The organism is Vibrio sp. JZG10 (assembly GCF_054064075.1).
This window is the reverse complement of the sequence record NZ_JBSUGE010000025.1, coordinates 46426-61939: the sequence shown is the minus strand read 5'-3', so window position 1 is coordinate 61939 and position 15514 is coordinate 46426. Positions and strand designations below refer to the sequence as shown.

General features: G+C 46.8%; 14 protein-coding genes. 9 read left to right on the top strand and 5 right to left on the bottom strand.

The features are described 5' to 3' along the window. Nucleotides 1-280, top strand: a 280-nt coding sequence (locus ACWYVB_RS21255; protein WP_457530058.1) for a hypothetical protein, incomplete at its 5' end; no start/stop codon positions are given. A 531-nt stretch (nt 281-811) separates the two neighbouring features. On the opposite strand, the gene ACWYVB_RS21250 is transcribed toward ACWYVB_RS21255, so the two are convergent. The 4 genes from ACWYVB_RS21250 to hemC are packed head-to-tail and all read right to left on the bottom strand — an operon-like array spanning nt 812 to nt 4891. Beyond that, on the bottom strand, nt 812-1993 hold the full coding sequence (locus tag ACWYVB_RS21250; protein ID WP_005393852.1) for a heme biosynthesis protein HemY: 1182 nt from the start codon (nt 1991-1993) through the stop codon (nt 812-814). Next, a complete protein-coding gene (locus tag ACWYVB_RS21245; RefSeq protein ID WP_053807592.1) occupies nt 1993-3204 on the bottom strand; it encodes a uroporphyrinogen-III C-methyltransferase in 1212 nt (403 codons plus the stop codon). Before ACWYVB_RS21245 ends, ACWYVB_RS21250 begins: the two co-directional genes overlap by 1 nt. 17 nt (nt 3205-3221) lie before the next feature. Beyond that, nucleotides 3222-3950, bottom strand: coding sequence for a uroporphyrinogen-III synthase (locus ACWYVB_RS21240; RefSeq protein ID WP_074190035.1), 729 nt, complete (start codon nt 3948-3950; stop codon nt 3222-3224). A 2-nt stretch (nt 3951-3952) separates the two neighbouring features. Next, complete coding sequence (hemC, locus tag ACWYVB_RS21235; RefSeq protein ID WP_243326859.1) at nt 3953-4891, bottom strand: hydroxymethylbilane synthase; 939 nt, start codon at nt 4889-4891, stop codon at nt 3953-3955. Between the two features lie 346 nt (nt 4892-5237). Here hemC and ACWYVB_RS21230 point away from each other — a divergent pair, with 346 nt between their 5' ends. Next, nucleotides 5238-7766: a class I adenylate cyclase gene (locus ACWYVB_RS21230; protein WP_005393844.1), complete on the top strand. Its 2529-nt coding sequence runs from the start codon at nt 5238-5240 to the stop codon at nt 7764-7766. Between the two features lie 69 nt (nt 7767-7835). Here ACWYVB_RS21230 and cyaY read toward each other — a convergent pair whose 3' ends face one another. Next, nucleotides 7836-8150: an iron donor protein CyaY gene (gene cyaY, locus ACWYVB_RS21225; RefSeq protein WP_012841286.1), complete on the bottom strand. Its 315-nt coding sequence runs from the start codon at nt 8148-8150 to the stop codon at nt 7836-7838. 74 nt (nt 8151-8224) lie between these two features. Here cyaY and lptM point away from each other — a divergent pair, with 74 nt between their 5' ends. From lptM to ACWYVB_RS21190, 7 genes are all read left to right on the top strand, one after another. Continuing rightward, the gene (lptM, locus tag ACWYVB_RS21220) at nt 8225-8341 is read left to right on the top strand and encodes an LPS translocon maturation chaperone LptM (RefSeq protein WP_005378746.1); all 117 of its coding nucleotides are present in this window, start codon (nt 8225-8227) and stop codon (nt 8339-8341) included. Between the two features lie 61 nt (nt 8342-8402). After that, the gene (lysA, locus tag ACWYVB_RS21215) at nt 8403-9656 is read left to right on the top strand and encodes a diaminopimelate decarboxylase (protein ID WP_006743007.1); all 1254 of its coding nucleotides are present in this window, start codon (nt 8403-8405) and stop codon (nt 9654-9656) included. A gap of 10 nt (nt 9657-9666) precedes the next feature. Beyond that, nucleotides 9667-10497, top strand: coding sequence for a diaminopimelate epimerase (gene dapF / locus ACWYVB_RS21210; RefSeq protein WP_006743008.1), 831 nt, complete (start codon nt 9667-9669; stop codon nt 10495-10497). Continuing rightward, nucleotides 10491-11222, top strand: a complete 732-nt coding sequence (locus tag ACWYVB_RS21205) for a DUF484 family protein (protein ID WP_256952181.1) — start codon at nt 10491-10493, stop codon at nt 11220-11222. Before dapF ends, ACWYVB_RS21205 begins: the two co-directional genes overlap by 7 nt. Continuing rightward, complete coding sequence (xerC, locus tag ACWYVB_RS21200) at nt 11188-12120, top strand: tyrosine recombinase XerC (protein ID WP_012841287.1); 933 nt, start codon at nt 11188-11190, stop codon at nt 12118-12120. The genes ACWYVB_RS21205 and xerC overlap by 35 nt, the downstream gene beginning before the upstream one ends. Nucleotides 12121-12128: 8 nt before the next feature. Then, nucleotides 12129-12845 (top strand): 5-amino-6-(5-phospho-D-ribitylamino)uracil phosphatase YigB, encoded by a 717-nt coding sequence (gene yigB / locus ACWYVB_RS21195; protein ID WP_006743011.1) that lies wholly within the window; start codon nt 12129-12131, stop codon nt 12843-12845. 138 nt (nt 12846-12983) lie between these two features. After that, nucleotides 12984-15470, top strand: coding sequence for an EAL domain-containing protein (locus ACWYVB_RS21190; RefSeq protein WP_457530052.1), 2487 nt, complete (start codon nt 12984-12986; stop codon nt 15468-15470). The last annotated feature ends 44 nt before the right edge of the window (nt 15471-15514 follow it).

Below are 15514 nucleotides of genomic sequence, written 5' to 3'. Positions count from 1 at the left end.
GGTTGAAAGCACCGGTCTTGAAAACCGGCATACGTTAATAGCGTATCTAGGGTTCAAATCCCTATCTCTCCGCCACTATTCAGAAGCCTCGCTAGAAATAGCGAGGCTTTCTTCGTTTCTGACGCTTGGAAATTCGTTAGGGACTGGAATCAATCCCTTAGCTGATCGTATCCCCGGACTAGGTATCCCTGCACTATGTCACTTGAGAAGCCTTGCTTTAAGCGCGTTCTCGCTATCCACAGGTTGTGCAGTGACAGAAGTTCATAACTTTATCTTCTAACGAGAGCCATCAAGTCTGAGTATTGGCATTCCTACCTCTAAGGGTGAAGTGTTTCTGTTAACAAGGGACGTACCTTTACTCTTTACTCTATATTACGTGCGTTAGCGCTCTTAGTGTTACCTAATGGCTCTTCGCTATCTTGCTCTAGTTGGTACAATAAACACGGTCTAAGTATTGTATAGGACAGTCCTTCATTGAAGAGAATGGAGAGTACCGGAGCTTATGTACCTATTTTGCTTCCTACACTATTTCAAGTTATCTGCATTTTGCTAGTAGAGTTCCTTCCTAGAAACTTATATTTGGTTGTTCGCCTTGAAGAAAGTGAGCAAGCTATCTTTTAGAGGCTTTTAGTGAGCTTAATGGAGTGCTGCTGGGAACGAACTAAAGAAGCTTTGCTGGGGCCTCCTAATGAAGTTCAGGCGATTGCAGGGCATTAGCTCTAGTGGATATTGCAGGTTTGTGGAGTGTTGATAAATGACAGGCAATAAAAAAGCCGACAGTAAACTGCCGGCTTGGTTAAATGACCGCTACTTAGTCGTTCTGGACGAGCGTGAGAGCTTTACGAGAGACTTCGTGAGCGGCTTTAGTTAGATTCTGCTTCTCTAGTGTATCTGCTAGGAATGCATAATCAGAGACGTCAGAGCGAAGCTTTAAGGCGATCTCAAAGTGGTCTTGGGCTTCTTGCCACTTCTCTTGACGGAAATAGAAGTGCGCTAATGCGCTATGCGCAGCGGCGTTATCTGGCTCTTTCTTCACTACTCCCTCTAAGAAAACCACGACAGGGTGGATATCTGGCAGGTTTAGATCTGGCAGTAGTTGATAAAGCTCAGGAGCCGGTTGCTTTTTCAATGCTTCTTTTAGCACAGTAAAGGCTTCAGCATCTGCTTTCCGGGCTATCAACTCACGAGCAAAACAGGCGACTAGGTGTGTGTCTTGTTTTACTTTGCGTGCAAGGCCATTCCAATGAGAAATAAGCCCTTCGCTACCTTGCTGCTGTGCCACTTCATGGAGTAAGCCGCATTGCGCCTTTTGAATCAGCTCTGCGTGTTCTTCTTCCGTGATGAGCTTTGCTTTGGTGAGTTGTGGCAAGAGGTCAATAAGAGGTTGCCACAATTTTAGCTGCATGTACGTTGTTTTCAGCAAGTTCAATACAATCGAATTACTCGCATACTGACCTTTTAACGATTGCAAAGTATCGAAAGCAGCCTCGAACTCGTTATCGCGAATAAACTGTTTAGCACGAGTTAGCTCTACTGCGAGATGAGCATTCTCTTGCTGGCTTGCTAGCTCTAGGTAGTGATCACGTTTTGCTTTATCACCTTGACCTTGTGCAGCTTCAGACGCAACTAAGTAACAAAGTAGTGGCATGTCGTGATGATTCGCCCAACGAGTCACTTTTTTCTCGGCACCTTTCCAGTCTCCTTCTAGGAGTTTAATAATGCCTTCATTGGTGTATCGACGGGAATGGCGCATTTTGCGCACGCTGAAGTAGTTCCATGTTGTAGAACTTGCGTAAACTAGCTTTTTAATTAGGTACTCAAGTAGAAAAAGGCCTGCGAGTGCTGCGATAACGAATACGACCAATGTCGTTACGCTCATCTCGATCGTTTTCTCAGCGATGGAGATGAGTACATAGCCTTGCTGACCAGAAAATTGAGTGCCAACAAATAGTCCTGCACCTAGTACAACAAATAGGAAAATAAGACGAAACATTACTTATCCTCCATACCTGTCATCGTTGTGACTTCGCGACGTAGGCGCTCACGGATGACATCTGATAGTTGAGACTGACTTTGCAGTTTCGTTGGGTATTCCACTTGAATGTTTTGCTGGCTTAACTGGTTAACAGTTTTGTTGAACTCTTTAACGGAATTATCGTCTTGGTTGAAGAAAGCTAATGCCCATTTATCGGCCGTTTTTAGAGACGTGGTGTAAATTTCACCTTGCTCTTGGTACACCGCTTTTATTGCGGTCTCCAATTTGGCTTTGATGTTTTCTTTTAGGTAAAAGTGTTGCTCAGGAGAAAGCAGTGGAATGACGTTACCATCGCGCGTGCGGAACGTAATGAAGTTTTCTGAAAAGTCCTTCAGAGAGGTCATTAAGTTATCTTGCCAGTTTGCAATATCTTCCGACACTTCAGTGTTCTCTACGACTTCTGCTTCTGGGAGTAGTGCATTGGCGAGTGGTAGCTTGTCTACTTGCTGTTGCAGAGCAGTTAAGCGTAGTACCAATCCATCACGGTCAATCAGCGGGATAGTACGAAGTTTGGTGATATCGTTCGCCATTGCTTTACGTAGTTTGACGAGGCTAGGGTCATTCAGTGCGGCAATGCGTTGATCAGCACTTTCCATTAGTTGAGTTGCGCTTTCTACGTCATGCTCTAAGAACAGTTTACGACCTGCTAATTTGACGAGGTAATCGGCTTCAGCAAGTAGCCAGTCGTTTGGTCGGCGACCTTTCACATCGGCAACGGCAAGCTGTAAGCTTTCAATGCTCTTCTGTTGCTGTCCCAGTACCACTTCCGCTTTGTGTGTCACGGTCGTTGCTTTCTCGATGGTTTCTTCTTGTACCCGGCTGAGCTCTTGCTTCATGGAAGCTTGAGTGCTTTCTAGCTGACTTTTTAGTTGGGCGATCTGCGCTTGGTAATCGGCTTGCTGCTGATGTAGCTTGTATGCGAGGCCACCGCCAAAAATAATCGATAAGATGATAGCGACTGTGCCTAGTTTAACTCCGCGCTTGCCTTGTTTTTCTTCAAATTCGACTTTGGCTGGCTCGGCTGTTTTTGGGGGCTCGGCCACTTTTGGCTGTTCTTTTTTAGGGGCCGCATCCTGCTGCGATGTGCTTTTTTCGGCTATCGGTGCCGATGAGGTTTCTTCGGAAAGGTTTTTATCGTTATTTTTTTGGTCGTTATTTTTACTTGTCATGCCTATATCCTGTGTAGCTAGGGCTGGAGAGCCGCCAGTAATTCTTGGTTGGATGCGCTTCCCGTGCATCTCACCCGAGTGAACCCCCTTTGAAGTGCGATGTCAGCGATACGCTGACTGGGGATATACAACTCTTGTTGATTAAGCCAAGTCAATTGCTCTGACGTCAATTGGCTGCACAAATAATCCAGTTGCTCACCACTGGTGACGATGATCTGGTCAATTTGTAGGGTTTTCCATAGTGAGACACAGCTTACTGGATCGAATGGGATGAATTCTCTCTTGTAAGTCTCACTATAGTGAACTTTTGCGCCACGTCTCACCAATGCATCTTTGATCAGCTCTCTTCCACCGTTCCCACGAAGGATAAGAACCTGTTGTTGGGCCACATTATTGAGCTCTGGCAGTCGCAATAAATGTTCACTATCACTGACTTGGGGATAGTGTACTTTCTGTTGGGTACATTTGCTTAAATAGTGTGCTGTTTTTTGACCAACGGCAAGGTAAATGGCTTGTTTCGGCCATGATGTCTCGTTGCTGGCTAAGATTTGCTGTGCACATTGCACGGCATGTCGACTAACAGCGATAACAATTTGAGCTTGATGCAGGTGTTTAGAGAGGTGCGTGTCCGTGAGATCGGCGACAATGTCGATCAGAGGATGGTGATATGCAGAAATGCCGTGCCTTTCGAGCAGAGAGCAAAGCGCGCTGCCTTGCTCTCCCGGCCGAGTGACCAACACTGCCATGATTATTCGTGATCTGCGTACAGCTTAGTTAGGATTTCACGAGCGCCGTTATCCAGTAGTTCATTGGCTAACTGCACTCCTAACGTTTCGCCGTCTTTACGATGGCCACGGATTTCACCACGAACAATTTCGCTGCCATCTGGTTCGCCAACTAATGCGCGTAGCCAAATGTTATCGCCATCTAGCAGGGCGTAGCTGCCGATAGGTACCTGACAGCCGCCTTCTAGCGTCAGGTTCATTGCGCGCTCACACAAAACGCGGTCTACAGTGTCTTGGTGGTTAAGTGGCTCAAGTAGCTTAAGCAGCCTTTCATCGTCAAGGCGGCACTCAATACCGACAGCACCTTGGCCAACCGCAGGTAATGATTGCTCTGGCTCGATAAAGCTACGAATGCGCTCTTCAAGCTTCAATCGTTTAAGGCCTGCCGCAGCAAGAATGATCGCATCGTATTCACCAGCATCTAGTTTACCAAGGCGAGTGCCCACATTACCGCGAAGCTCTTTAATGATGATATCTGGACGATATTCTTTCAGTTGGCATTGACGGCGCAAACTGCAAGTACCAACCACTGCACCTAGAGGGAGTTCATCAATATTGCTATAGGTATTGGAGACGAAAGCATCACGAGGGTCTTCACGTTCACAAATGGTCACGAGGCCAAGACCTTCCGGGAAATCGACGGGCACGTCCTTCATTGAGTGAACGGCAAGGTCTGCACGGCCTTCTAGCATTGCGACTTCTAGCTCTTTTACGAATAAGCCTTTGCCGCCAACTTTTGCTAGCGGTGTATCTAAAATCACGTCACCTTTGGTCACCATGGTTACTAACTCGACTTCCAAACCAGGGTGAGCGGCTTGAAGGGCGTCTTTGACAAAGTAAGCTTGCCATAAAGCAAGAGGGCTTTTTCGAGTTGCAATGCGAATCGGTGTGGATTGTGTCATGATCTTCTCAATGCTGTTTGGATTTGGGTTTATCCTACCATTCTCATCAAGAAATGCTTACTGTTAGTTCGTTATCTCTGAGAGCTATGAATGGAATTACATGACGTTATGAAAATAGTGTGACTGGATTCTCAATTAGACTAAGGACTATTATTAGTAATAGGTAATAAGAGCGACACTACCGCGCGATTAATTTTGTGACTAAAGTATGGTTTTGCATCCTGAGTCGTGCGTGGGCGTGAAACTTTACCCGCACCAATAAAAGTGTTAAATTGATCACGTTTTTAGGCCGTTTTGGTTTAAAACGTCAGCAGATTTTCGTGATTGTTCAACCAAGGAATTCCCCTTGCAGGCTTACACCCAAAAAATCATTCAGCGACTAGATAATTTGAATCAGCAGCGAGTTGATCGCGCGCTGGCGCTTATGGATTCGCAAAGCCAGCAAGTCTTCCACTTGATTCCTGCCTTGTTGAACTACAACCACCCTGTGATTCCTGGCTATTACGATGCCGATGTCCCGTTTGGTGTACATGGGCTGGCGCTAAATAGCATTCAACAGCAATTCATTGATGACATTCAACTTGCGATTGGTCAGCCACTTAAGACGGCTGAGAAGCCGGCTATCTTGGGCTTATACACCATGGGTAGTACCTCATCAATTGGTCAAAGTACTTCTAGTGATTTGGATATTTGGGTGTGTATTTCGCCAGATATGGATTGTGACGAGCGAGAATTGCTGACCAATAAATGCTTGCTGATCACCGACTGGGCACAAAGCCAAGGGGTGGAGGCGAACTTCTTCTTAATGGATGAAGAGCGCTTTAGAAGCAACCATTCTGAAGAGATGACAGGTGATAACTGTGGCTCATCTCAGCACTTACTTTTGCTTGATGAATTCTATCGCAGCGCGGTGCGTATTGCTGGACAGCGTTTATTATGGCAAATCGTGCCGCCAGAAATGGAAGAGTGTTACGACGAGTACGTTTCTCAATTGTGCAGTGAAGGTTACATTGACTGTAGTGAATGGATCGACTTTGGCAAATTGAACCGCATTCCTGCTGAAGAGTACTTCGGCTCGAACTTGTGGCAGCTATACAAAAGTATCGATTCTCCCTACAAATCGGTATTAAAAGCCATTCTGCTTGAAGCTTATTCGTGGGAATACCCGCATACGCAACTGTTAAGCATCGACACCAAGCGTCGTTTCTTTGCCCATGAGCCAGACCTCTATGGCATGGATGCGTACTACTTAATGCTGGAAAAAGTGACTCGCTATTTAGAGCGAATCCAAGACGACACTCGTTTGGATTTGGTGCGCCGTTGCTTCTATCTCAAAACCCATGAAAAGTTGTCGCGTGAACCGGATGTCGGTTCAGTGGCTTGGCGCCGTGAAGCGCTGAGCGACATGATTGCAAAATGGGATTGGGATGCCAGCGTTGTTGCTGAGCTCGATGATCGCCGCAACTGGAAAGTTGAACAGGTAAAAGTGGTGCATCATGCGTTGTTGGATGCGTTGATGCAGAGCTACCGTAATTTGATTCAATTTGCGCGTCGCAACGACATTACCTCCGCTATCAGCCCGCAAGACATCAGTATTTTGGCTCGTAAGCTTTACGCCGCTTTTGAAGTATTGCCGGGCAAAGTGACGTTGCTCAACCCGCAGATTTCCCCTGATTTGCATGAACCGGATTTAAGCTTCATCGAAGTGAAAGATGGCGGTGTGAACAAGTCTGGTTGGTATCTCTATAAACAACCTCTGATCGCGCACCGCATTTTGGGGCAGCCATACTTAGAACATCATGAATACTTGAGCAAGTTAGTCTCTTGGGCATTCTTTAATGGTTTAATCACCGAGTCGACTCGTTTGCACGCGGTGGTGCGTGAAGCGCAACTGGATATCGATAAGTTCTACCAAATGGTGAGCGACTTACGAAATACCTTTGCGCTGCGTAAGCGCCGTCCGACGATGCAGGCATTAGCGAGCCCATGTGAAATCAGCCAGTTAGCGATGTTCATCAACTTTGAAAATGATCCTACGTCAGAGCTTTCGGGCCGTTCACTGAAAGTGGATGTAAAAAATACCGATATCTTCAGTTTTGGTCCGGAACATAAAAACTTAGTCGGCAGTGTCGACTTGGTTTACCGTAACTCCTGGCATGAAGTGCGTACGCTGCATTTCAAAGGGGAAACGGCGATGCTGGACGCACTGAAAACCATTCTGGGCAAAATGCACCAAGACGCGTTGCCACCAGAATCGGTGGATGTGTTCTGTTATGCGAAGAACATGCGTGGTGTGATGCGTAATATGGTCTACCAGCTTTTAGCGGAATGTATCGACTTACGCTTGAAGCCAGTAGAGCAAGAAAAACGCCGCCGCTTTAAAGCGATGCGCCTTGGTAATCAAACTTACGGGCTGTTCTTTGAACGTCGTGGTGTGTCGGTGCAGAAGTTAGAAAACTCCATTGATTTCTATCGCAGTATTTCTACTAACAAACTTAAAGGCTCGCCGCTATTAATGCTCGATCGTGAGCAAGAGTATCAAATGCCAGAAGCGGTGGATGGTTTTGCCAGTGAAGGTCTGGTGCAGTTCTTCTTTGAAGATAATGAAGATGGCTTCAATATTTATGTGTTGGATGAGTCAAACCAAGTTGAAGTGTATCACCAATTCAGTGGCTCCAAAGACGAGATGATTTCGTCCGTGAACAGCTTTTACACATCAGTAAAAGACGACAGTCGTGTTGCGTCGAAATTTATCAACTTTAACCTGCCTCAGTACTACCAGATTATCCATCCAGAAGAGGGCAATGCTTATATCATCCCTTATCGTAATGATGGTTGCTCTCCGCATCGTCCGACGAAAGCGGTGAACGCGTAATTAAACCCGTATCAATAAACAAAAAGAGCACTTCGGTGCTCTTTTTGTTTTGGTGACGATTGACGGACATTATGCCCAATCAATGGCTTCGCCCGCGTGCTTTTCACACTCTTGCTTCACCATTTCAAATAGCTCCATGCCCGTTTTTGAGCAGGTCCATTTATCTTCAATAAGCTTGAAGTGGAAACCACCAGATTTGGACGCTAGCCAGATCTCATGCATCGGCTCTTGGCGGTTAATGATGATTTGGCTGCGGTCTTCAAATTCCAATGTCATTACGTTGCCAGTGACTTCGTAATCAATGTCTGCGCCTGAATCATCGATGGATTCTTCGATGATTTGCATCTGCGCATCCACCAGTTGATGAAATTCAGTATCGTTCATCCGTCTATCCTATTGCTTTTCCTGAGTGTGGTGCGATTATAGGGGGCATTGATTCAATAATCACGATATGCGAAATGAAAAAATTAGTTACTGTGTTGTTTGTGATGGTTGCCGCGACGTTAGCGGGATGTGGCCAGTCTGGCTCACTATACATTCCAGATGACACTCAACAGAATGAGCAATCACAATAAATAACCGCGCCTTAGGGTGAAATTAGGGTTCAGCAGTCGAATAAAATAAGGGAAGCGAATTTTGGATTACTTCAACTATCAGGATGATGGCCAGCTTTGGGCCGAAGACGTCCCACTTCAAGCTCTTGCAGAGCAATATGGCACTCCTCTTTACGTATATTCTCGAGCCACGCTAGAGCGCCACTGGAAGGCGTTTGATAGTGCTGTGGGTCAACATCCTCATCTAGTTTGCTACGCGGTGAAAGCGAACTCAAACCTAGGCGTATTGAACGCACTGGCGCGTTTGGGTTCGGGCTTTGATATCGTATCAGGTGGTGAACTTGAGCGTGTGATTGCCGCAGGCGGTGATCCGAAGAAAGTCGTCTTCTCTGGTGTTGGGAAAACACCTGCAGAAATGAAGCGCGCTCTTGAGCTAGGTATCAAATGTTTCAACGTTGAATCTGAGCCAGAGCTAGAACGTTTGAACAAGGTTGCGGGTGAGCTTGGTGTGATTGCGCCAATTTCTCTGCGTATCAATCCAGATGTCGACGCGAAAACACACCCTTACATTTCGACTGGTCTTCGCGACAATAAATTCGGCATTGCGTTTGATCGTGCGCCAGATGTTTATAAATTCGCGCAAAGCCTGCCTAACTTGAATGTGCAAGGTATCGACTGCCACATTGGTTCTCAGCTGACCAATATCGACCCATTTATCGACGCGACAGACCGTTTATTAGCCTTGATTGATGATTTAAAAGCGCAAGGCATTAACATTCGTCACCTTGATGTCGGCGGCGGTTTAGGTGTGGTCTATCGTGATGAATTACCACCTCAGCCTTCAGATTACGCCAAAGCGTTACTTGGTCGTCTTGAAAATCACCAAGACTTGGAGCTGATTTTTGAGCCGGGCCGAGCAATTGCTGCGAATGCAGGTATCTTGCTAACGCGTGTTGAGTTTTTAAAACATACTGAGCACAAGAACTTTGCCATCATCGATGCGGCAATGAACGACTTGATGCGTCCTGCACTATACCAAGCATGGCAAGATATCGTGCCAGTTTCGCCGCGCACGGGTGAAGCACAGACTTACGATTTGGTTGGCCCTATTTGTGAAACCGGCGACTTCTTGGGTAAAGATCGCGCACTCGTTTTGCAAGAAGGTGATCTACTCGCGGTTCGTTCAGCTGGTGCCTATGGTTTTGTGATGTCTTCGAACTACAATACTCGTACCCGAGCGGCAGAAGTAATGGTGGATGGTAAACAAAGCCACTTAGTTCGCCAGCGTGAGGAGCTGACCAGTTTGTGGCAGCTGGAACAGATTCTACCGGAGTAACACACAACAAATGCATTTCCACTTTTCCAAAATGCACGGTTTGGGCAACGACTTCATGGTCGTCGACTGTATTACCCAGAACGTGTTTTTCTCGCAAGACCTGATCCGCCGTTTGGCGGATCGTCATACCGGCGTTGGTTTTGACCAATTGCTCGTGGTAGAAGCCCCTTACGACCCTGAAACTGATTTCCATTATCGGATTTTCAATGCCGATGGTAGTGAAGTCGAGCAGTGCGGGAATGGCGCGCGCTGCTTCGCGCGCTTTGTTCGCTTGAAAGGGTTGACCAATAAATACAGCATCAGCGTAAGCACCAAAAAAGGAAAGATGATTCTCAACATCGAAGATGATGGAGAAGTGACGGTCAACATGGGTGTTCCAGAGTTTGAGCCGAACAAAATTCCTTTTAAAGCCAAGCAAAAAGAGAAAACCTACATCATGCGCGCTGGTGAAAAAACGTTGTTCTGTGGCGCGGTAAGCATGGGTAACCCGCATGTGGTGACGGTGGTCGATGACGTGGATACTGCTGATGTCGATACATTAGGCCCGCTGCTTGAGTCGCACGAGCGTTTTCCAGAGCGCGTCAACGCTGGCTTTATGCAGGTGGTGAGTCGTGACCATATTCGTCTTCGAGTTTACGAGCGAGGCGCAGGTGAAACACAAGCTTGTGGTAGCGGCGCTTGCGCGGCGGTAGCGGTAGGGATTCTTCAGGGTCTGCTGGATGAAAACGTTAAGGTTTCTCTACCAGGTGGTGAACTGCGAATTGCGTGGCAAGGTCCGGGTAAGCCGTTGTTTATGACCGGACCTACAACGCATGTATTTGATGGTCAATTGTCTTGCTAGTAGAAGAAAAAGGAAACGGTTTGTCTCAAGTAGAAGCAGATGCCTTAACGGCTGAAGTGGTGGCCGAGTACCTCAAAGATCATCCCGATTTTTTTGTGCAGCGTCCAGAGCTTGTGGATCGTCTATCTTTCCCACACTCAGACTTGGGTGCGGTGTCTTTGGTGCACATACAAATGAATCGCCAACGTCAGCGCATTGAAGAGTTAGAGGAAGAGATCACCACACTGATGTCGCTTGCGGCGAACAACGATCGCACCTTTTACGAATTTATGGATTTGCAGGGGCAGATTCTAAAGTGTGGTGACTTTAAACAAGTCATTCATTCTATTGAAGGGAAAGCTAAAGCACTTGGCTTACGCGCGTTTGTTCGATTGTTTAGTCAATGCGACGCATCGATTCAATTGAGTAAGGAAAGTTATCAACGTTTTGCGACCACTCACTTAAATGGCAAAGATGCGTACTTAGGGCGTCTGAGAAAAGTGGATCGTGAAGCTTTGTTTGGCAATATGGATGTGCCGGAAATGGGGTCCTATGTGGTACTACCGCTGGTGAAACAGCAAACACTGGGCGTGCTTGCGTTCTCTAGTGAGGATGGCGGTCATTTTCAACCAGATATGGATACCTTGTTTTTGCGTCACCTATCATTAGTAGTGGCACATCTCGCTCAAACATTGGTATGGCAAAGTTACGATGACGACAACTCCCAACACTCCTCTGCCAAATAGTCTGCAAAAGCCTCTTGAGCGCTTCTATGAATTCTTACGAAGCGAAAAGGGGCTCAGCCTACATACTCAACGCAATTACAAACAGCAGCTAGAAACCATGGCGCAGCACTTGGCTGAAATGGGGCTTAAAGATTGGTCTCAAGTGGATGCAGGCTGGGTGCGCCAATTAGCAGGTAAGGGCATGCGGGAAGGCATGAAAGCCAGCAGTTTGGCGACGCGCCTCTCATCGCTGCGTAGCTTTTTCGATTTCCTTATTCTGCGTGGCGAGATGTCAGCTAACCCTGCCAAAGGGGTTTCAGCGCCACGTAAAAAGCGCCCGTTGCCGAAAAACCTCGATGTTGATGAAGTGAGCCAACTGCTTGAGGTCAACGAAGACGACCCGTTGGCTGTGCGTGATCGTGCCATGATGGAGCTGATGTACGGTGCAGGCTTGCGTTTGGCTGAGTTGGTGAGTGTGGATGTACGTGATGTACAACTGCGCAGTGGCGAGCTTCGTGTTATCGGTAAAGGCGACAAAGAACGTAAAGTACCATTCTCTGGCATGGCAACTGAATGGGTTGCCAAGTGGTTGAAAGTCAGGGGCGATCTTGCTGCGCCAGGTGAACCCGCCTTGTTTGTGTCTAAACTCGGAACGCGTATTTCGCACCGTAGCGTGCAAAAACGTATGGCAGAATGGGGACAGAAACAGTCTGTGGCGAGCCATATTAGTCCGCATAAATTGCGTCACTCGTTTGCGACACATATGCTCGAATCCAGCAATAACTTACGTGCGGTGCAAGAGCTTTTAGGGCACGAGAACATTTCGACGACCCAAATCTACACGCATTTGGATTTCCAACATTTAGCGCAAGCCTACGACCAAGCCCACCCACGCGCACGTAAAAAGAACGGGGAGTGAGCCGAAGTATGAAATTTTATCGCCGTATCGAGCCTATTAAGGCCATGACCTTCGATCTTGATGATACGCTGTACGACAATTACCCGGTGATTATCCGTATGGAGCGTGAGTTGCTAGCTTGGTTGCAGCAAACACATCCAGCCGTGGCGCACATGGATAAGGCTGATTGGATGCAGGTAAAAAAACATGTGCTCCAGCAGAGACCGGATCTCAGAAGCGATGTGACGCTTTGGCGTTTAGTGCAGCTAAAGCATGGTTTTCTTTCAGTTGGCTATGATGAAGCGCAAGCTCAAGCCGCAGCTGAAGAGGGCGTGCAGCTCGCTTTGGATTGGCGCAGTCAGTTTGAAGTGCCCCAATCAAGCTTAGATGTTTTGACACAATTGGGAGAGCGAGTTCCGCTCGTGGCGATCACAAACGGCAACGTCGATTTAGATAAAATTGGCTTAACGCCGTATTTTCAATGTGTGCTCAAAGCGGGGCCAGATGGGTTAGCGAAACCCGCCACCGATATGTTTACTAAGGCGAAACGGTTCTTGGATATTCCAGCAGAGAATATTCTGCATGTCGGTGATCACCTAACCACAGATGTGCATGGTGCAAAGTCGGCTGGTTTTGCGGCTTGTTGGTTCAATGATATGAATAAAAATGTCATTAACCATTCAAAAACACGTACTTTACCTGATATTGAAATCAATAGTTTGCAGCCGTTACTCACACTTTTTTAATTACTTTCGCATTAATCCATTCTAATCTCATTTTGTGTCTAGAAAAGCAGCGTAAAGCCACGTAAATTATTCACTATTAAGTAAAAAGAGTAACGCCACACGTCGTGGTGAAGATAGTGTTACGGCAGTGGTAGGTGCATGCGAGCTTTTTCAAAACTGGTTTATGATGTCAGTCAGTTAAATGACTTTTTAGTCACTTCTCAGTTCTCTTCAAGTAAACAATATTTGGTGCAAATATTGTCGACTCAATCACGCGACTTTACGACCACACTTGCGGACGCTGCTTTATTGTTGCTGCCGAATTCTCATGTCATGGGGCATAGTACGCGTAATGTCATTCTGGAGGGGGAGATATTTACCTCTGGTTGCCTGATCAGTGTGACTGAGTTCGAACAAACCACGCTTACTTCTGCCGTCCAAACCTACTCTTACTCCCCCGATATTGATGGTGGAGAGCTCAAACGCTCGCTTCTGTTGCAGCATAATTCGCAAGTGATCCTCAGCTTTGCTGTGCAAATTGAACGACGTGACTATCCCTTGTTTCAAACCTTCGCCAGTGAAGAAGTCGTGATCTCTGGAGGGTTGGCGCAAAGTATTGATGATGGCTGTTGGGTGCTATATCAAAACCGAGTTTACGATAATGCCGTAGTCGCCGTAGCTTTGCACAGCGATACCTTGAAGCTATGGACGGATGCGTATTCGGAATGGAACCCGATTGGCATGCCACATAAAGTTACCCATGCAAAAGGAACGCGCTTGTATTGCTTAGGTGAACAGAAAGCGTTGGACGTATACAAGCGTTACTTGGCGGATGGGCATGACGTGACGCTGAGTCAACTGCTCAGCTTTCCTTTATATCGAGAAAGCTTGGGGCGCAAGGAAGTTTGCACGGTAACGGAGCTGCACGCTGATGGCAGTATGAGTTTCGACAGGCCTTGGTGTCTTGGTGACGAAGTACAATTTTGCTATAACCACCCCTCATTAACGCTCGAACAGGTGCGACATGGTGTGGTTGAGTTAGCCATGCACCAACCTGAAGTCGTGATGATTTTTAACTGCGCGTCACGGTTAGACTTTATTGACAGCAGCGACGAAGTCCAAGCCTTCAAAGATATCGCGACGACGTTTGGTAGTTATTGTATGGGGGAGCTGCATGGCGGTATTGGACAGCCAGAAATTCTTCATCACAGCCTGACGTATTTAGCGATGCGAGAGGGAGACGAAGTGCAAACATTGAACTTGCCTAAGTCGCCCGTTAGCTCCTCTATTTCTCCGCTATTTAGCTTGATTAGAAATGCGATCGGCGACCTCAACCATATGAACGCGCATATGGGGTATCAACTCGATCGCCAAACGCGCAAGTTACAAGAAAGCTATCGGCGAGATAGTCGCACTGGATTACAAAACCGAGTCGCGCTGCAAGAGCGGCTGAGTAGCATCGATTTGGATGAGCACTTGCTGACTCTAAAGCTACTTAACTTCAGCCATATCAATGAAAAATATGGTTATAGAGTAGGGGATCAGCTACTTAAAGACCTCTCAATGCATTTTACGAATCGACTGCGAAAGCGTTTTGGCATGCCAACGGCTTTGCAGCTTTATAGTATTGGGGTTGGTGAGTGGGCGTTCATATTTAAAGCTGACCAAAGCAGCGAAACCATCAAACAGCACTTTACTCGTTTTGCCGACGCGGTAGAGCAAACTAATTTTGAACCAATTGGTCTGCGCGAAATAGATTATCTTTCTATCTCGCTGTGCGGCGGCTTAGTGAGTCGTCGAGATTTTCCATCAGCTTCTGCGGATGAGCTATTGCTTAAAGGCATTGAAGCGAGGCGTTCCGGTGTGCGCAGTAATACCCATATCTGCAATGCGAAAGACATCGAAGTCAGTGAGGATGTGCGTAAAGAGCAACTTGGATGGTTGAGTTGCGTCAGTAAAGCCATTCTCAAACAGAACATCATCACCTATAGCCAGCCGATAGTGCATGCGGATAGCCATAAATTGGCAAGCCAAGAATGTTTGGTTCGCATTTTGGAGGAGGATGGAACGGTGATTGCGCCAGGGCGCTTCCTGCCTATTATTTCCGATACGCATCTTTATACTCGATTGAGTCGGCACATGATCCATTCTACGTTATATTACATGCGAGATAAGCAAGGTGACTTTTCTATTAACTTATCGCCGCAAGATTTGCTTAGTGATAAAACTTTAATGCTTTTAGAGCATGAAATTTGTCAGCTCAATGACCCTAGGCGAATTGGTTTGGAAGTGTTGGAATCTGAGCAAATCAAAGACTACGGTCGAATGATCGAAGTATGCAGTCATTTCAGAAGCTTAGGAGCGCGTATCATTGTTGATGATTTTGGCTCAGGTTATTCCAATATTGATGAAATCCTAAAGCTGGAGCCGGAAGTCATAAAGCTCGATGGCAGCTTGATCCGTGATATCGATAAAGACTTAAAGCAGCGCAAAATAGCTTCTCAGTTGGTACGTTTATGTCAGGTGTTTAACGCGGAGACGGTGGCGGAGTTTGTGCACAATCGAGAGGTGTGCAAAATCGCGCAGGATATGGGCGTCGACTATCTGCAGGGCTACTACCTGGGTGAACCTACGCGTTTGTTTTAGTTGTGTTTCACGTGAAACCATTCTAAATAAAAACGCAGCCAAGG